This is a genomic window from Elioraea thermophila (ex Habib et al. 2022), from assembly GCF_003336755.1.
Lineage (GTDB): Bacteria > Pseudomonadota > Alphaproteobacteria > Acetobacterales > Acetobacteraceae > Elioraea > Elioraea thermophila.
Genome location: NZ_QMDI01000006.1, coordinates 374,378 through 391,013, shown reverse-complemented (window position 1 = coordinate 391,013; position 16,636 = coordinate 374,378). Strand labels below are relative to the sequence as shown.

At 70.7% G+C, this 16,636-nt stretch carries 16 protein-coding genes; 12 read left to right on the top strand and 4 right to left on the bottom strand.

The window, feature by feature from the left end; translation table 11 throughout:
• Window positions 1-4 precede the first annotated feature (4 nt).
• Window positions 5-1,027: an EF-P lysine aminoacylase EpmA gene (epmA, locus tag DWB05_RS11735; RefSeq protein ID WP_114377378.1), complete on the top strand. Its 1,023-nt coding sequence runs from the start codon at window positions 5-7 to the stop codon at window positions 1,025-1,027.
• Between the two features lie 241 nt (window positions 1,028-1,268).
• Here epmA and DWB05_RS11730 read toward each other — a convergent pair whose 3' ends face one another.
• The 3 genes from DWB05_RS11730 to rph form a co-directional block, all read right to left on the bottom strand.
• Entirely contained in the window at window positions 1,269-2,009 is a 741-nt protein-coding gene (locus DWB05_RS11730; RefSeq protein WP_114377377.1) for a DUF1194 domain-containing protein, read from the bottom strand.
• Between the two features lie 128 nt (window positions 2,010-2,137).
• The gene (locus DWB05_RS11725) at window positions 2,138-2,767 is read right to left on the bottom strand and encodes a non-canonical purine NTP pyrophosphatase (RefSeq protein WP_114377376.1); all 630 of its coding nucleotides are present in this window, start codon (window positions 2,765-2,767) and stop codon (window positions 2,138-2,140) included.
• Window positions 2,754-3,476 (bottom strand): ribonuclease PH, encoded by a 723-nt coding sequence (rph, locus tag DWB05_RS11720; RefSeq protein ID WP_114377375.1) that lies wholly within the window; start codon window positions 3,474-3,476, stop codon window positions 2,754-2,756. Before rph ends, DWB05_RS11725 begins: the two co-directional genes overlap by 14 nt.
• 128 nt (window positions 3,477-3,604) lie before the next feature.
• Between rph and hrcA the strand changes: the two genes are divergently transcribed.
• The 6 genes from hrcA (at window position 3,605) to DWB05_RS14705 (ending at window position 7,967) form a co-directional block, all read left to right on the top strand.
• On the top strand, window positions 3,605-4,702 hold the full coding sequence (gene hrcA / locus DWB05_RS11715; protein WP_114377374.1) for a heat-inducible transcriptional repressor HrcA: 1,098 nt from the start codon (window positions 3,605-3,607) through the stop codon (window positions 4,700-4,702).
• A gap of 43 nt (window positions 4,703-4,745) precedes the next feature.
• Window positions 4,746-5,390, top strand: coding sequence for a nucleotide exchange factor GrpE (locus tag DWB05_RS11710; protein WP_114377373.1), 645 nt, complete (start codon window positions 4,746-4,748; stop codon window positions 5,388-5,390).
• 230 nt (window positions 5,391-5,620) lie between these two features.
• On the top strand, window positions 5,621-6,496 hold the full coding sequence (locus tag DWB05_RS11705; protein WP_114377372.1) for a DUF4268 domain-containing protein: 876 nt from the start codon (window positions 5,621-5,623) through the stop codon (window positions 6,494-6,496).
• Window positions 6,497-6,733: 237 nt separating this feature from the next.
• On the top strand, window positions 6,734-7,114 hold the full coding sequence (locus DWB05_RS11700) for a LysR family transcriptional regulator (protein ID WP_157967177.1): 381 nt from the start codon (window positions 6,734-6,736) through the stop codon (window positions 7,112-7,114).
• Entirely contained in the window at window positions 7,111-7,596 is a 486-nt protein-coding gene (locus DWB05_RS11695; RefSeq protein WP_157967176.1) for a type 2 periplasmic-binding domain-containing protein, read from the top strand. Before DWB05_RS11700 ends, DWB05_RS11695 begins: the two co-directional genes overlap by 4 nt.
• 218 nt (window positions 7,597-7,814) lie before the next feature.
• Window positions 7,815-7,967, top strand: coding sequence for a hypothetical protein (locus DWB05_RS14705; RefSeq protein WP_157967175.1), 153 nt, complete (start codon window positions 7,815-7,817; stop codon window positions 7,965-7,967).
• Between the two features lie 1,342 nt (window positions 7,968-9,309).
• Here the strand turns inward: DWB05_RS14705 and DWB05_RS11685 are convergent.
• A complete protein-coding gene (locus DWB05_RS11685) occupies window positions 9,310-12,144 on the bottom strand; it encodes a S8 family serine peptidase (protein ID WP_114377368.1) in 2,835 nt (944 codons plus the stop codon).
• 313 nt (window positions 12,145-12,457) lie between these two features.
• Between DWB05_RS11685 and dnaK the strand changes: the two genes are divergently transcribed.
• The 5 genes from dnaK to rpmA all read left to right on the top strand — a co-directional run bounded on the left by dnaK (window position 12,458) and on the right by rpmA (window position 16,606).
• Window positions 12,458-14,383, top strand: coding sequence for a molecular chaperone DnaK (gene dnaK, locus DWB05_RS11680; RefSeq protein WP_114377367.1), 1,926 nt, complete (start codon window positions 12,458-12,460; stop codon window positions 14,381-14,383).
• Between the two features lie 88 nt (window positions 14,384-14,471).
• Complete coding sequence (dnaJ, locus tag DWB05_RS11675; RefSeq protein ID WP_114377366.1) at window positions 14,472-15,620, top strand: molecular chaperone DnaJ; 1,149 nt, start codon at window positions 14,472-14,474, stop codon at window positions 15,618-15,620.
• 50 nt (window positions 15,621-15,670) lie between these two features.
• The gene (locus tag DWB05_RS11670) at window positions 15,671-15,850 is read left to right on the top strand and encodes a hypothetical protein (protein ID WP_114377365.1); all 180 of its coding nucleotides are present in this window, start codon (window positions 15,671-15,673) and stop codon (window positions 15,848-15,850) included.
• 144 nt (window positions 15,851-15,994) lie between these two features.
• Window positions 15,995-16,306: a 50S ribosomal protein L21 gene (gene rplU, locus DWB05_RS11665; RefSeq protein ID WP_114377364.1), complete on the top strand. Its 312-nt coding sequence runs from the start codon at window positions 15,995-15,997 to the stop codon at window positions 16,304-16,306.
• A 21-nt stretch (window positions 16,307-16,327) separates the two neighbouring features.
• The gene (rpmA, locus tag DWB05_RS11660) at window positions 16,328-16,606 is read left to right on the top strand and encodes a 50S ribosomal protein L27 (protein WP_114377363.1); all 279 of its coding nucleotides are present in this window, start codon (window positions 16,328-16,330) and stop codon (window positions 16,604-16,606) included.
• The last annotated feature ends 30 nt before the right edge of the window (window positions 16,607-16,636 follow it).

Genomic DNA, 16,636 nt, shown 5'->3' with positions numbered 1-16,636 from the left:
CGCCATGACCGCCCGACCCGCCCGGCTCTCCGCCCCGTGGAGCACCGACCGTCTCGCCGCCCGTCGCCCGCATTTGCAAAGACGCGCCCGCCTGCGCGCCGAGATCGCCGCCTTCCTCGCCGCGCGCGGCTACACCGAGGTGGAGACGCCCATCCTGCAGCCCTGCCCGGGAATGGAGCCCAATCTCGACCCCTTCGCCACCCGCTACGTCGCCAAGATCGGGATGGAGGAGCGCCCGCTCTTCCTGCAGTTCAGCCCGGAATTCGCCATGAAGAAGCTGCTCGCAGGCGGGGCGGGGCCGATCTTCCAGTTCGCCCGGGTCTTCCGCAACGGCGAGGCGGGGCCGCTGCATCAGCCCGAGTTCACCTTGCTCGAGTGGTATCGACCGGGGCTCGACCTTGCCGGGCTGATGGACGAGACGGAGGCGCTGATCCGCGCCGTCTGTCCCGAGGGCCTGCGGCGGGGCGGGCTCGTGGTGCCGACCGACCGCCCGTTCCTGCGCCTGACCATGGCGGAGGCCTTCGCCCGCCTGCTCGGCGTCGATCTGCTGGCGACGGCGGATGATGCGCTGGCGCTGGCGGCTGCGGCGGGAGAGCCGCTGCGACCGGCCGACACCTGGCAGGACGTGTTCTTCCGGCTCCTGCTCGGCCGCATCGAGCCCGCGATCGGGCGCGACGTGCCGTGCTTCCTCACCCACTGGCCGGCCTCGGAAGCCGCGCTGGCGCGACGCGACCCCGCTGATCCCCGCGTCGCGCTGCGCTTCGAGCTGTTCGCGGCCGGGGTCGAACTCGCCAATGCCTACGAGGAGTTGACCGATGCCGCCGAACAGCGGGCGCGCTTCGCGGCGTGGCGGGAAGAGCGGCGGGCGGCGACCGGCGAGGACCGGGTGCCGGATGAGGATTTCCTCGCCGCACTCGAGGCCGGCCTGCCGCCCTGTTCGGGGATCGCGCTCGGCTTCGATCGCCTCGTCATGCTGGCCACGGGGGCGGCGCGGATCGAGGACGTCCTCTGGCTGCCCGTGGTCTGACCGCAGCAGGCGGCCGAATGCGACCGCTTCCGACGCTCATCCCGCCGTGCAGTCGTGACGTTCATGCCGAAGGCTTGGCGGCGCCCGCAGGAAGGGGGCAGCTGCGACGACGCACCGCAGGTTCCCGCGACGACACCGACCAGCGATGGGTGGCAGCGGCGAAGCGTGGGTCGTCGTCATCGATCGTTCCCGCGGTCGGCTTGCCGACCGGCGGAAGGACGTCAGCGTCCCACGAGCGAGCTCAGCCGAACCGCGTGGGCCCCGCGATGCCCGAAATCTCTCGGATCAGCTTGCGCAGCACCGCCCCCTGGAAGGCCTCGAAGTCGTCGGCCGGAATGACGAAGGCGCCAGGGCCGCCGATGACGAACTCGACGAAGTACTGGTCGAGCGTCATGTTGTGCGGGCGGCCGAACGGGCTGCGATCGTTCAGGATCGGCAGGCCGTTGATGGTGATGCCGGCATCGACGGCAAGGTCGCGCAGCAAGGTGACCGGCGCGCCGGAGTTGTTCACCCCGTCGCCCGAGATGTCGATCACCTTCCGCGTCGGCTCGAAGGGCGCATCCTCCAGCACCCGCATGGAGAATTCGATCGCGCCCGAGATCGAAGTCCAGTTCATCGACACGCGCGGGGCGGCATCGAGGGCCGCCGCCCAGGCCTGCGCGCTCTCCATGCTGTCGATCTTCGTCCAGGGGATGACGAGGCGCTGATAGTCGGCCGAAGCCCACTCGACATAGGCAAGGCCGATGGCACCGATGGTGCCGGATCGGATCGCGTTCACCACGCGGGGGTCGACCATCGCGTTGCGGTAACCCTGGCGCTGGAGTCTCGCCTCGTCCTCGTCGATCGAGCGCGAGACGTCGACCGCGAGCACGAGCGCAACATCGACCGGGATCTTCTCCGAGGCGCGGGCCGGGCGCGCGAGCGCCTTAAGCGCGGAGACCGCCGAAACCCCCGCTACGAGACCGCGCCGCGACACACCCATGGGCCACCTCGTCCGTCGTTTCGCCCTCAAAGCATATCAGGGTTGCGGGAGTCGCGGCCGTAAAAGAACCGTCATCTCACGTCTGTGATCACCGAGCGGCATGATCGGGTGCAGCCGGGGGCGAGGCCTCACGCCCCGCCTTGCCGCAGGCGGGCGGAAAGGAGGGCGAAGGCCCGCGCGCGGTGGCTGATGGCGTGTTTGCGCGCGGGCTCCATCTCGCCGAAGGTCTCCCGCTCGCCGTCGGGCACGAACATCGGGTCGTAGCCGAAGCCCCGCGCCCCACGCGGCGGCCATGTCCACTGCCCGTCGACGCGGCCCTCGAAGGTCTCCACCACGCCGTCGGGCCAAGCCAGCGCAAGGCAGCAGGTGAACCAGGCCCGCTTGTCCGCCGCTTCGCCGAGGCGGGCGCGGGCGAGCGCCATCGCCACCCCGAAGTCGCGCGACCCGTCGGGCAGCACCGCCCAGTCGGCGGTGTGCACGCCGGGGGCACCCTTCAGCGCGGCGAAACCGATCCCCGAGTCGTCGGCGAGTGCGGGCAGGCCCGCGCCGCGCGCCGCCGCCAGCGCCTTCAGGGTCGCGTTCTCGGCGAAGCTCGAGCCGGTTTCCGCGGGCTCGGGCAGCCCGAGCTCCCCGGCCGAGACGAGGACGAGGTCGAACGGGGCGAGGAGGTCGGCGATCTCGCTCAGCTTGCCCGCATTGTGGGTGGCGATGACGAGCCGGTCGCCGCGGCGAAGCCGCCGGTGTTCAGCTCGCGCCACCGAGCGCCTCCCGCTGCGCGGCGAACAGGCTGCTGCACCCCTCGCGGGCGAGATCGAGCAGCGAAGCGAGCTCCTCGGCCCGAAAGGGGCGCTTCTCGGCGGTGGCCTGCACCTCGACCAGCCCTCCTTCCGCCGTCAGCACGAAATTGGCGTCGGCTTCCGCTTCCGAATCCTCGGCGTAGTCGAGGTCGAGCACCGGCGTGCCGCGATAGAGACCGCAGGAGACCGCCGCGACCTGGGTGCGGATCGGCGAGGCGCCGAGCACGCGCGCCTCGACGAGGCGACGGCAGGCGGCGGCGAGCGCGACCCAAGCGCCGGTGATGGCGGCGGTGCGCGTGCCGCCGTCCGCCTGAATCACGTCGCAATCGAGCGTGATCGTCGTCTCGCCGAGCGCGGAGAGATCGATCGCCGCGCGCAGCGCGCGCCCGATCAGGCGCTGGATCTCCTGCGTGCGCCCCGACTGCTTGCCGCGTGCCGCCTCGCGTTCGGTGCGCGTGTGGGTGGCGCGCGGCAGCATGCCGTATTCGGCGGTGACCCAGCCCTGACCGCTGTTGCGCAGGAAGGGCGGCACCTTGGCCTCGACCGAGGCGGTGCACAGCACGTGCGTGTGGCCGAACTTGACGAAGCAGGACCCCTCGGCGTGGCGGATCGGGTTGAGCTGCAGCGAGACGGGACGAAGGGCGTTCGGCGCGCGGCCCGAGGGACGCATGGCAACTCCGATGAGGGAAGGGCGGGGCCGGGACCATAGCGGTGGTGTGCTCCGCCGGCGAGGGGGCGGGCCGCGTTGACCGAGGCCCCGCGCGTTCATAGGTTGTTCCGGGGACGAGTGATCGAGCCATGAGCAACGACGGCCCTCTGCCCGCCCGCGCCGCCGAACGCGCGAGCCGCCGCGAGGAGGTGCAGCGCGCCGGGCTGCCTGCGCGCTCGGCGCTGATCCTGCGCGAGATCGTCGAAGCCTATGTCGAGACCGGCGAGCCGGTGGGCAGCCGCACGCTGTCGCGCCGCCTGCCGCTGTCGCTATCACCGGCCACCATCCGCAACGTGATGGCCGATCTCGAGGAGGCGGGGCTGATCTACGCGCCGCACACCTCGGCTGGTCGCCTGCCGACCGATCGCGGGCTTCGCCTGTTCGTCGACGGGCTCCTTGAGCGTGGCGCGCTCACCCCCGAGGAGGAGGAGGCGATCGCCGCGCGCTGCGCGGCGCGCGGCCGCTCCATCGAGGAGGTTCTGGAGGAGGCTTCGGCCTTGCTTGCGGGCCTCTCCCAGGCCGCTGGCCTCGTGCTGGCGCCGAAGGCGGATGCGCCGCTGCGCCATGTCGAGTTCGTCGCCCTCGGCCCCGGTCGCGTGCTCGTCGTGCTGGTCGGCGAGGACGGGTCGGTCGAGAACCGGATCATCGAAACCCCGCCGGGGATCCCGCCTTCCGCCCTCACCCAGGCCACCAACTACGTCAACGCGCGCCTGGCCGGCCGCACCTTGGAAGAGGCCCGCCGCGCGATCGAGGAGGAGATCAGGCAGGCGCGGACCGAACTCGATGCGCTCGCCTCCAAGGTGGTGGAAGCCGGCCTCGCCACCTGGTCGGGCGGACCGTCGGGGGGTGCCCTCATCGTGCGCGGCCAGGCCCGGCTGCTCGCCGACGTCACCGCGCTCGCCCAGCTCGAGGCCATCCGCACCCTGTTCGAGCGGCTGGAGGCGAAGGAGACTCTGCTCAAGCTCCTCGAACTCGCTCAGGCCTCGGAGGGCGTGCAGATCTTCATCGGCTCGGAGAACCGGCTGTTCGAGACCGCCGGCGTGACCATGATCGTCGCCCCCTACCGCAACGCGCGTGAGCGCGTGGTGGGGGCGATCGGGGTGATCGGGCCGACACGGATCAATTACGGCCGCATCATCCCGGCCGTCGACTATACGGCGAAGGTGATCGGCCGCCTGCTCGGCTGATCGCCCTTCCCCTCGCGTCCCACCCTCTCTAGGGATGAGTGTCATGCAGACCGAGACCCCGAAGCCTGTCGCCGACGCCGCACCCGAAGCCGCTGCCGCCGAAGCCGCGGCGGCGGCCGACCCCGCGCCGGGGGCCGAGGCGCTGATGGCCGAGGCCGCCGAGCGCATCCGTGCGCTCGAGGCGGAGCTCGCCGAGATGAAGGACCGCTGGCTGCGCGCCGAGGCCGAGACGCAGAACGTGCGGGTGCGCGCAAAGCGCGACGTGGAGGACGCGCGCAACTTCGCCGTCCAGAAATTCGCCCGCGACATCGTCGAGGTGGCGGAGACGCTCGATCGCGCGCTCGCTGCCCTGCCACCGCCCGTCGAGGGCGAGGCCGAGATCCTGGCCAAGCTGCGCGAAGGGGTGGCGGCGACGGCGCGGATGTTCCTCGCCAGGCTGGAGCGGCACGGCGTGCAGCGCCACGAGGCGGCGGGGGTGAAGTTCGACCCCGAACTCCACCAGGCAATGGCGGAGGCGCCTTCGCCCACCGTGCCGGCGGGGCATGTGGCGCAGGCCTGGACGCCGGCCTGGACGCTGAACGGGCGGCTGCTGAAGCCCGCCATGGTGGTGGTGAGCACCGGGGGCCCGGCCGCTGCCGCGCCGGAGCCCGCCCCACCACCCGGCGGGTCGCTGGACGCCACCGTGTGAGCCCCCGCCGGCGAGGCCGCTGTTCGAGAAGACCTCGAGCGGCCTCGCTGCGGTGCCACCAACGAGCTTCGAGGCGGAGGGCGTTCGCGAAGCCGAATTGCGTCGGCTTCTTGTGTGCCAGATCGAGGTGCTGGGCAGGGCTTCCTTCTGCTCGCCGAAGGTTCGGCGAGGGGGAGGGCAGGGGGCGACGGATCGACCTTCTCTGCCTTGATCGCGACGCGCGCCTGGTCGTGATCGAGCTGAAGCGGGAGGAGGACGGCAGCCACGCCGAGCTGCAGGCGCTGCGCTACGCGGCGATGGTGTCGGCGATGAGCTTCGAGATGGCGGTGGCGACGCGGGCGCGCCTCCTCAACCCGGCGCAGCCCGATCTCGATCGCGCCCGCCGGGAGACCCTGGAGTTCCTCGGCTGGGACAGGCCGGAGGAGAGCTCCTTTCCGTCGGACACGCGCGTCCTTTTGGTCGCAGCCGATTTCGGTCGCGAACTGACCACGACCGTGCTTTGGCTGCGCGAGCGCGACGTCGACATCCGCTGCATCCGTCTGCGCCCCTATCGCGCGCCCGGCGGTCAGTTGCTGCTGGATGTGCAGCCGATCATCCCGCTGCCGGAGACGGAGGATTTCCTCGTCCGGCTCGAGGAGCGTTCGGCGGCGGAGCGCCAATGGGAGCGCGGCGAACGCGAGAAGCTCGCGGAGCCCTTCCTCACCGCGCTGGTGAAGCGAGCGCCCGAGCTCGGCGACACGGGTCACGAGGGCTGCACGCCGTACCCCAGGCTCGCACACTGGTATCGATCCTTCGCAAAGAGTGGCCTTGCCCTCAATTTCGTCACGTCGCGCAGCGAATCCCGCGTCGCACTGCTGTTGCATGGCGAGAAGGCGCGCGAACGGCTGGCTTGGCTTCAAGGTCGGCGTGAGGAGATCGAACGCCGCTTCGGTAGCCCTCTGCTCTGGGGCGGCCGGGCGGGGGCGCTACAGTGCCGCGTGTGGTTCGCCATCCCGGGCGGTTACCGATCGCCGGAGGCAGAGTGGCCGGAGATCCACGCGCGCATGATCGACGCCATGCGACGGCTCGAAGCGGCACTCCGCCCGGAGATCGACCACCTGCCCTAGCGCCGGTCTGGCCCTGCGGGTTCGACGATCCGGGCGCGGGCTGGCGGAGCGATCCTCGGCAGCAAGGGACAGGGGCCGGCCCGACAGACCCTGACGCCGTGGCGGAGCAGGCAGCGCGCTCGCGCCGCCTCTCACTTTGCGCGGACAACGTCGCTTGCTGGTCGGCAGCGGGCTCTGGCACCGTTTATCTTCGAGCCTGGCTTGTTCGAAGACATTTGATTGCCCTCATGGGAACGTTTGCGCGTCCTGCTCGCGGTGGGGGAGGCGGCTTCGTTGCGCGCCGCCGCCGATCGCCTCGGCATCTCCTCGCCCGCCGTCAGCCAGGCGATCCGGCGCCTGGAGGAGGAGTGCGGGCGGAGCCTGATCCGCCGCACCTCGCGCCGGCTCGGGTTCACGCCCGATGGCCTCGCCCTCCCGGAGAGAGCCCGGGCCATCGCCGCCATCCTGGACGAGACGGCGGCGCTGTTCGGCGGCGGCCAGCAGGGAGGGTCGGTCAGGCTCGGGCTGAACGAAGGTTTGGCGACGGCGGTGCTGGCGGAGGCGCTGGGCGCGGTGCGCGACCGTGGGGCGGTCGGCTCAAGGTGGTCAGTGCGCACACCGCCGTGCTGGACCGGATGATCGAGAGCGGAGGGCTGGATGCGGCGGTGGTGGTGCGCGGCGTCGGCGACCCCGCCCCGATCGGCACCGAAACCCGGTGGCGCGAGCCGATGGTGTGGGTGGCGCGCGACCTCCAGGTGGTCGCCACCCGGCCGGTGCCGGTCGTGCTGCGCGGGGGGCGATCGGTCAGCGCCACCGTCGCCTGTTCCGCCTTGCGCCGCTGGGCGGGGTCCTGGCGCGTGGCGGCGACCTGCGAAGGGTGGGTCGCCCTGCTCGCCGCCGTGCGGGCCGGCTACGGCGCCACCCCGCTGCCCGTCACCGTGCTGGCGGAGGACTTGGTCGTGGTGCCGCCGACCATCCTGCCGCCGCCGGGCGAGATGGAGGTGCAGGGCGTGCTGGTACGCCGGGCGTTGTCGCCCTGGTTGGCCGCGGTGCGGGCCGCGGCCGAAGTGGTGCGGGCGAGCCGCGCCCGCGTTCGCGACACGTCGCCCGTCGACGCTTAACGCTGCTGCGGTCCTCTGCATGCATTTTGAGCGGCCGCCAACTTCGCGGGCCAAGCGAACGTTTCATTTCGCTGCAACTGCTGATTGTTTAAGCACACGTTAACCAAGCGTAAACTGGCTAGCCAACCCTTGTCGCGACATTTTGGATGCGGACGACAACGGGCGGTCATCGGCACCGGGCCGGCGGCGCCCGTCTCGCTCACAGGGGATCAAATGCGATGACGACATTCGATCTCGACGGCACGGCCGGAGACGACGATCTCTCGGCGAACCTTCCGCCAGCAGGTGCCTTCAACGCGCGCGGCCGTACCGGCAACGACAGGTGGTCGGCAACGATTTCCGCAACCTGCTGTTCGGCGACTGGAACCTGAACCTGAAGGCCGGCGACAGCCGCGACGTGGCGGAGTGTTTCCGCAGCGGGATCATCACCGAAATTCCGACAGAGCTCGACCTGGCGCAACGCCCAGGGCAACGGCGCCACACTGACCTGGGACGGGTCCGCCGTGCAGGGCAATACCGGCCTGTTCCTGGTCAGCGAACAGTGGCAGGTCTTCGGCCAGCCGAACGGTATCAACGGCAACGGCGTGCACCGCTACGAGGCGCTGACGGGTCTTGGCGTGCGCAACCTCGCCGACCCCCAGACCGGCAACGGCACCGCCAACAACCAGGCCATCACCAAGGGCGAGGCGCTCGGCTTCAAGCTTGCCGAGCCGATGTTCGGCATCACCATCGGACTGCAGCACTTCCACGTGCACACGCCGGGCGGCGATGCGACCAAGAAATTCGCCGAGACGGCCGTGGTGACACTGTTCAACGGTGACAGCGAAGTCCTGCGGGTGAAGGTCGCCGCGACCGGAGAGACGTGGCACTGGGACGGCAGCGATTGGAAGGCCGGCCTGCCCAGCGGCTGGGGCGGGGGCCTGCGGAATGGCAACGACGTCTACGCCACGCAGAACATCAACCGCACGCTCACCTTCAACCGCGGCGAGAGCGAGCTCGTGCTGACCAACCGCACGGGGAACGCTCTCTTCAACTTCGACCGCGTCGAGGTGTCGGCGGACGACGCGCTCAAGATCGGCGACGACGTGCCGTCTTGGGCGACCTCCGGCCTGTTCGTGCGCTCGATCGACGTTCGCCCCACGGGCGGCAACGACCTCATCCTGGACCGCGGCGGCCGCGACACCATCATGCCCGGGCCGGATACCGGGGTGCTCAATTTCGTTCTCAACACCGAGGAGCCGAGCCTGTCGTACTACACGGTCACGGACGGCGACCGGATCGCGCTTGCTGCGGACAACGACCGCGACACCATCGTCTACCACGGCGGACATGGTGTTGACGTGATCACCGGGTTCAAGAGGGGCGGCGCCAGCGTCGGCGGCGACCTGCTGCGCCTGCACCGGCACGCCGGCAACTGGCGCGACGAGGTCGAGACCATCGACTTCAAGGATGGGAGCGCCGCCCCGGTCTCCAGCGCGCTGATCCGCGCCTTCCAGACGAACGGGACGCCGAGCAGGGCCGACGACATCGAGGACGGTGCGATCGTCCTGGTCGGCGTCAGCGGTCTTGTTCAGGGCACGGACGACGTCTTCGTCCGAATCCCGGCGCTGGGGTCAGCCAGGTTTCAGCATCGCGACTGCAGGCGGGGCCGGGGGCACTCCCCCGGCCCCTTCGCTTCGGGGCGCACGGCGCGGGCGGCGCCTGCCCCGCCTGTCATGCGAAGGCGAAATCCGTCCAGTCCACCGTCGCCACCGGCACGCCGGCGAGCAGGATGGTGTCGCCCGCGGTGCCGTAGCGCACCAGCACGCCATCCTCGACCGCCGACCAGGAGACGGTGGCGCGAGCCACCCCTTCGAACCGGATCCGGTCGTCGGCCACCGCGTTGAAGTCCATGATCACGTCCTGCCCGTCGCCCTCGCGGAAGACGAACACGTCGCGACCCCCACCGCCCCACAGCACGTCGTTGCCGGTGCCGCCGCGGATGGTGTCCGCGGCCGTCGTGCCGCGCACGCGGTCGTTGCCGGCACCGGCGTCGATCACCGCGTTGGTCACCCCATTCCAGCCGACGACCTCGATCACGTCGTCGCCGGCACCGGTCTCGATGACGAAGCGGTTGGTCGAGGCGTTGCGGTTGGCGTCGCTGAAGAAGGCATGCACGGTGACGACGTCGTTACCGTCGCCGGTGGTGATGCGGCCGCGCTTCGCGTCCTGCACCTCGACGGTGCTGTCGCGCGCACCGCCGAGCGTGACCTCGACCGTGCGCAGGTTGGCGAGCCGCACCTCACCGCCGTCCTCGTCCACCACGCGCACGGCGCGCAGCGAGTCCCAGGCCGAGAGGGTGACGAACGAGATGCCACCCTCCGTCCACTGCACCTCGGCGGCCGTGCTGGCCGGGATGCCGCGGATTCCGAACGCGGCTCCGGCATAGGTGCCGGAGCCGTCGCTGAGCTCGACCCAGCTCGTCTCGCCCGGCGCGACGGCGGTGGACTGGCTGACGAAGACCCGGGCCTGCGCGTTCGGCTCCGGCGGCGGAGCCGGGGGGGCGGGCGGAGGCGGCAGAAGGTCGGTCACCCACACGGTGGTGTCGGCGAAGATGAGCCGCTCGATGCCGTGCAGGCGGTCATTGCCCTCGCGTCCGGTGCCGTCGAACAGCAGCAGCCAGTCGGCCTCCCAGGAAAACGTGAAGGACGCCCACAGCCCGTCGTAAAGCGCGGTGTCCAGGCCTGCGCCGCCGATCAGCGTGTCGTTGCCGGGCCCGCCTTTCAGCGTGTCGTCGCCCGCCCCGCCGTCCAGCACGTCGTCGCCGCGGCCGCCCCAGAGAACGTTGGCGAGGGCGTTGCCGATCAGGGTATCGTCACCGTCGCCGCCGATCGCGTTCTCGAACGCGCCCGGGGTGGCGATGGTGAAGGCGCGACCGGCAATGGTGCCGCCGCGATCGAGATCGATGCTGACGGCCGAGGTGACGGCGGCGGCGTTCAATGTGTCGGTCCCGCCGTCGCGGTCGGCCAGCACGGTGCGGGCGGGGTCGGTGCCGGCGAGCCAGCCGAAGGCATCGGTGAACACGTAGCGGTCGTCGCCCGTATCGGCATCGCCGTGCACGGTGAGCCGCCAGGAGACGAAGGTGCCGACGGTGCCGGCCCGCAGGTCGGCCACCTTCAGCGTCCACACCCCGCCCGCGTTCTCACCCCAGAACGCGTTCGAGGTCAGGCTGAAGCGGAGTTCCGTGCCGAACGCGCCGGCACCAGGGCGGTTGATCAGCACGCTCTCCGTCCCCGCCGGCGAGGTCAGGCTGATGAACAGGTCGGAGAGCGCGGTGTGGCGGATGTCGACGAACACCTCGACCTGGTCGATCTTCAGCCCGCCATCGAGGGCCAGTGTGGCGGTGACGCCGGCCGGCGTGTTGTCCGGGATGGCGACACCCACCACCGCCTCCGCCTGCCGCGCCTGCTTGTTGGCCGAGGTCGCCGCCGCACCACCGCCCGCGAACCAGGTCTCGGCCAAGCGCACGGCGGCATGGGCATCGACGAGGCCGAACCCGTAGTCGTTGGAGAACCTGAGGCCCCCGCCGTTCCAGCCGTCCGCCCGGTTGGTGAACCAGGACGCGTTGGCGGTGTCGGTCGGCCGGGCCGAGTGGGCGAGGATCTCCTGCACGTCGCGCCAGCCCAGGTCCTTGTTGGCCTCCAGCATCAGCGCCACCACGCCGGAGACGATCGGGGCGGCGAAGGAGGTGCCGCTCACGGCCGCCCAGTCGCCGGACCCGTAGCCGGCTGAGCCCGGCAGGTCGGTGGTGGTGATGCCCTGGCCCGGGGCGGCGACGAGCAGGGCGGCGCCGGGGGTGGAGAAGGAGGTGTGGCGGCCGGAAGCGTCGGTCGCCGCCACGGCGATGGTGTGGATGGCGTTCTGGAAATTGTGGTGGTTGACGTTGTCGCCCGAGCCCCGGGCGTTGCCGGCGGCGAAGACGTAGACGGTGCCGAGGCCGTCCCGCCCCGTCGCCGCACCTTGGGCGAGGGCGTTGGCGGCGGCGGCGAAGGTGGGGGAGGCGAAGTTGTCGGCGAAAAAGCCGCCATAGCCCCAGGAGCAGTTGACGACGTCGAACCGCGCCCCGTCGGCCAGCGCATTGGCGTACTGGGCGGCGTTGCCGGCGGTGCCGTAGCCGATGCGAAGCCCGGCCAGCGTCGCGCCGTGCGCGACCCCGACCGCGCCCTGGCCGTCGAGGGCGGCGGCGATTACTCCGGCGACCGCCGTCCCGTGCCGTTCCCCGGCCGAGTTCAGCGAGTCGAAATCGTTATCGCGCCAGTCGCGATCGAGCGTGGTGTCGTAGCGCAGGGCGAGGTCGGGGTGGCGGTAGTCGAACCCGTCGTCGATCACCGCCACGCGCACGCCGCGGCCGGTGAACTCGGTCCACAGGCTGCGCAGGTTGATCCCCGCCGTGGCGTGGTTGAGGTGCCACTGGTTGGCGAACTGCGGATCGGCCGGAACGGGCCCGGTAAAGGTCAGGGGCAGGGCACCGGCGGTCAAAGCGTCGGCGGCATGGCACAGGAGTGTCATGGATCCTCGCTCCGTCTCCTGAAAGGCGGGGCGAGGATCGCGGGCTCAGGTTAACGGCCGGTTTTCCTACGCCGGTCTGCGCGCGGGTCGCGGCGTCGTGAAGGGCGGTCGCCCGGCTCAGGTCGGCGTCGGGGATATCGCCCAAGCGGCGAAGCGGGGCTGACCCTCCCCGCCCGCGCCCTTGTGCCTTCGGCACGGGCTGAATACATGGCGGAATGGTCGGGCCGCGCATGGGGCGCGGCCCATGGTTTGGGGCTCCGCTCCGGTGCCCGGCAGGGGCCGGCCGGAGCCGCCGCAAGGGAGCAGCTCCGCAATGAGCAAAGTCATCGGCATCGACCTCGGCACCACCAACTCCTGCGTGGCGGTGATGGAGGGCAAGGACGTCCGCGTCATCGAGAACGCGGAAGGCATGCGCACCACTCCCTCCATGGTCGCCTTCACCGACAGCGGCGAACGCCTCGTCGGCCAGGCGGCGAAGCGCCAGGCGGTGACCAACCCGACCAACACCTTCTTCGCGGTCAAGCGCCTGATCGGCCGCCGCTACGACGACCCGGTGGTCCAGAAGGACATCGGGATGGTGCCCTACAAGATCATCCGCGCCGACAACGGCGACGCCTGGGTGGAGGCGCGCGGCGAGCGCTACTCGCCCTCGCAGATCTCGGCCTTCGTGCTGATGAAGATGAAGGAGACGGCCGAGGCCTACCTGGGGACGAAGGTGACCCAGGCCGTGATCACCGTGCCGGCTTACTTCAACGACGCCCAGCGCCAGGCGACGAAGGACGCGGGCCGCATCGCGGGCCTCGAGGTGCTGCGCATCATCAACGAACCCACCGCCGCCGCGCTCGCCTATGGCCTCGACAAGAAGAAGTCCGGCACCATCGCCGTCTACGACCTCGGCGGCGGCACCTTCGACATCTCCATCCTCGAGATCGGGGACGGCGTGTTCGAGGTGAAGGCCACCAACGGCGACACCTTCCTCGGCGGCGAGGACTTCGACAAGCGGATCATCGACTGGCTGGCCGACGAGTTCAAACGCGACCAGGGCATCGACCTGCGCAACGACAAGCTTGCGCTGCAGCGGCTGAAGGAGGCCGCCGAGAAGGCGAAGATCGAGCTCTCCTCGGCGATGGAGACGGAGATCAACCTCCCCTTCATCACTGCGGACGCCACGGGGCCCAAGCACCTCGTGATGAAGCTGACGCGGGCGAAGCTCGAGGCCCTCGTCGACGACCTGATCGAGAAGACGCTCGAGCCCTGCCGTCAGGCGCTGAAGGATGCCGGCATCACGGCGGGCGAGGTCGATGAGGTGATCCTCGTCGGCGGCATGACGCGGATGCCGAAGATCATCGAGACCGTGAAGCGCTTCTTCGGCAAGGACCCCGCGCGCAACGTCAACCCCGACGAAGTGGTCGCGGTCGGTGCCGCCATCCAGGGTGCGGTGCTGAAGGGCGAGGTGAAGGACGTCCTGCTGCTCGACGTGACACCCCTCTCCTTGGGCATCGAGACGCTGGGTGGCGTGTTCACCCGCCTGATCGAGCGCAACACCACCATCCCGACGCGCAAGAGCCAGATCTTCTCCACCGCCGACGACAACCAGACGGCGGTGACGATCAAGGTCTACCAGGGCGAGCGCGAGATGGCGGCCGACAACAAGCTGCTCGGCCAGTTCGACCTAGTGGGCATCCCGCCCGCCCCGCGCGGCGTGCCGCAGATCGAGGTCACCTTCGACATCGACGCCAACGGCATCGTCTCCGTCTCGGCGAAGGACAAGGCCACGGGCAAGGAGCAGCAGATCCGCATCCAGCCCTCGGGCGGGCTCACCGAGGCCGAGATCCAGCGCATGATCAAGGAGGCGGAAGCGAACGCCGAGGCCGACCGCCGCAAGCGCGAACTGGTGGAGGCGCGCAACCAGGCCGATGCGCTGATCTACCAGACCGAGAAGACGCTGAAGGAGAACGCCGAGAAGCTCGGCGCCGCTCCCGAGAAGGAGGCGGTCGAGCGGGCGATCGCCGATCTGCGCGCGGTGAAGGACGGCGACGATCTCGGCTTGATCAAGTCGCGCACCGACGCGCTCGCCCAGGCCTCGATGAAGCTCGGCGAACTGATGTACCGCCAGGCGCAGAGCGCGCCCGGTGGCGACGCCGGTACGGGTGGGGCGGGCGGTGCCTCGGCGTCGGGCGAGAAGGTGGTCGACGCCGACTTCGAGGACGTGGACGAAAAGAAGAAGAAGTCGGCGTGACGCGCGGACGCGGTGCGGGTTGCGGGGCGGCGACGGCGCGTCGCCAGCCCCGCTCTCGCGCGTGCGCGACTAGGATCGCGGCCTGACCATGGCGAAACGCGACTACTACGCCGTGCTGGGAGTGGCGCGGGACGCGAGCGCGGAGGAGATCAAGAAAGCCTACCGCAAGCTCGCGATGCAGTACCACCCGGATCGCAACCCGGGTGACAAGTCGGCCGAGGCCAAGTTCAAGGAAGTGAACGAGGCCTACGACGTGCTGAAGGACCCCGAGAAGCGGGCGGCCTACGACCGCTACGGCCACGCCGCCTTCGACCCCACCGCCGGGGCGGGTCCGCGCGGCGGCTTCGCGGGCGGTTTCACCGGTGCCGGCTCGTTCGCCGACATCTTCGACGAGATGTTCAGCGAGTTCATGGGCGGGACGCGGCGCGGCGGGGCGGCGGCCGGGCGCGGGGCGGATCTGCGCGCCCAGGTCGAGATCACGCTCGAGGAGGCGTTCAGCGGCAAGAAGGCCTCGCTGCGCGTACCCACCTCCGTGGTGTGCGAGGCCTGCAAGGGCACGGGCTCGGAAGGCGGGCAGGCGCCCGTCGTCTGCCCCACCTGCGGGGGGGCGGGCAAGATCCGCGCCCAGCAGGGGTTCTTCCTGATCGAACGCACCTGCCCGACCTGCGGTGGTGCCGGCAAGACGGTACGCGACCCCTGCCGCGTCTGCCACGGTGCGGGCCGGGTGCAGCGCGACCGCACGCTTTCCATCGACATCCCGGCCGGGGTGGAGGACGGCACGCGACTGCGCGTCGCGGGGGCGGGCGAGGCCGGCTTCCGCGGCGGGCCGGCGGGCGACCTCTATGTCGACGTCTCCATCAAGCCGCACCCTCTTTTTCAGCGTGAAGGCGCGAACATCTACTGCCGGGTGCCGCTGCGCATGACCACGGCGGCCTTGGGCGGCACGATCGAGGTGCCGACCATCGATGGCGGGCGGGCCAAGGTGACCATCCCCGCCGGCACGCAAACGGGCGATCAGTTCCGGTTGCGCGGCAAGGGCATGAGCATGGTGCGCACGGCGGCGCGCGGCGACATGTTCATCCAGGTGGCGGTGGAGACCCCCGTCAACCTCACCAAGCGCCAGCAGGAGCTCCTGCGCGAGTTCGAGCGCGAGGCGGAGAAGGCCGAGAAGGCCTCGAGCCCCGAGTCCGAGGGATTCTTCGCCAAGGTCGCGAGTTTCTTCGAGGGGCGGAGCTGAAGGGGCACCGCCCGAGCGGGTTGAGCCGGAGTACGGCGGCGGAGGGAGCGATGGCAGAGGCGTTCGACCTCGGGGCGTTCGTCCAAGGCATCGTGGTCGCCGCGCTGCGCATCGCCGGGGTGGCGGCCGCCCTTGCGTTGCTGGTCGCGGCCCTGGCTTCGCTCACCCCGCTGCTCGCGCTCGCCTGGGCCTCTGCTCTGCCTTTCGCGCTCTTCGGCCTCGCCGTCTGATGCGACCCGGCCCGGCGTGGCGCGTGCTTGACCCGCGGCCGCGGTTTTGTCATGGAGCGGGGCCTCGCGCGGCCCTGGGCCCTGCGAGCGAACGGGTTTTGCGCGGCTCACCACCGCGCGATGCGTTTCCGAAGGACGAGACCGATGTACGCCGTCATCCGCGCCTCGGGCAAACAGCTGCGTGTCCGCCCGGGCGCCGTGGTCAAGATGGACCGCCTCGATGCCGAACCGGGCCAGACCGTCACCTTCACCGACGTGCTGATGGTCGGCACCGACCAGGGTGTGACCATCGGCGCGCCGACCGTGCCGGGTGCCGCGGTCTCCGCCACCGTGCTCGAGAACCGCAAGGACGAGAAGATCCTCGTCTTCAAGAAGCGGCGGCGGAAGAACAGCCGGCGTCTGCGCGGCCACCGCCAGCACGTCACCATCCTGCGCATCGGCGACATCACCGCCTGAAGCCCCCGGAGGACCTGAACCATGGCACACAAGAAGGCAGGCGGCTCCTCGCGCAACGGGCGCGATTCGATCGGCCGCCGGCTCGGCGTGAAGCGTTTCGGCGGCGAGATCGTTCGCGCGGGCAACATCCTCGTCCGTCAGCGCGGCACCAAGATGAAGCCCGGCCGCAACGTCGGCGTGGGCCGCGACCACACGCTGTTCGCGCTGATCGACGGCCGCGTGGTGTTCGAGCGCAAGGCGGAGGACCGCGTGCACGTCTCCGTCGTCCCCGTCCCGCCGCCCGTCCAGGCCGCGGAGTGACGCGCGCGGGCCTGTCGCGACACCCTCCGT

What these genes read in the sequence shown, in the direction of transcription:
- rph (WP_114377375.1), bottom strand. Translation starts at nt 3,476, where the DNA reads ATGCGTCCCTCGGGCCGCGCGCCGAACGCCCTTCGTCCCGTCTCGCTG.
- DWB05_RS14705 (WP_157967175.1), top strand. Translation starts at nt 7,815, where the DNA reads ATGACGACATTCGATCTCGACGGCACGGCCGGAGACGACGATCTCTCG.
- DWB05_RS11710 (WP_114377373.1), top strand. Translation starts at nt 4,746, where the DNA reads ATGCAGACCGAGACCCCGAAGCCTGTCGCCGACGCCGCACCCGAAGCC.
- dnaJ (WP_114377366.1), top strand. Translation starts at nt 14,472, where the DNA reads ATGGCGAAACGCGACTACTACGCCGTGCTGGGAGTGGCGCGGGACGCG.
- hrcA (WP_114377374.1), top strand. Translation starts at nt 3,605, where the DNA reads ATGAGCAACGACGGCCCTCTGCCCGCCCGCGCCGCCGAACGCGCGAGC.
- DWB05_RS11670 (WP_114377365.1), top strand. Translation starts at nt 15,671, where the DNA reads ATGGCAGAGGCGTTCGACCTCGGGGCGTTCGTCCAAGGCATCGTGGTC.
- rpmA (WP_114377363.1), top strand. Translation starts at nt 16,328, where the DNA reads ATGGCACACAAGAAGGCAGGCGGCTCCTCGCGCAACGGGCGCGATTCG.
- DWB05_RS11685 (WP_114377368.1), bottom strand. Translation starts at nt 12,144, where the DNA reads ATGACACTCCTGTGCCATGCCGCCGACGCTTTGACCGCCGGTGCCCTG.
- rplU (WP_114377364.1), top strand. Translation starts at nt 15,995, where the DNA reads ATGTACGCCGTCATCCGCGCCTCGGGCAAACAGCTGCGTGTCCGCCCG.
- DWB05_RS11730 (WP_114377377.1), bottom strand. Translation starts at nt 2,009, where the DNA reads ATGGGTGTGTCGCGGCGCGGTCTCGTAGCGGGGGTTTCGGCGGTCTCC.
- epmA (WP_114377378.1), top strand. Translation starts at nt 5, where the DNA reads ATGACCGCCCGACCCGCCCGGCTCTCCGCCCCGTGGAGCACCGACCGT.
- dnaK (WP_114377367.1), top strand. Translation starts at nt 12,458, where the DNA reads ATGAGCAAAGTCATCGGCATCGACCTCGGCACCACCAACTCCTGCGTG.
- DWB05_RS11695 (WP_157967176.1), top strand. Translation starts at nt 7,111, where the DNA reads ATGATCGAGAGCGGAGGGCTGGATGCGGCGGTGGTGGTGCGCGGCGTC.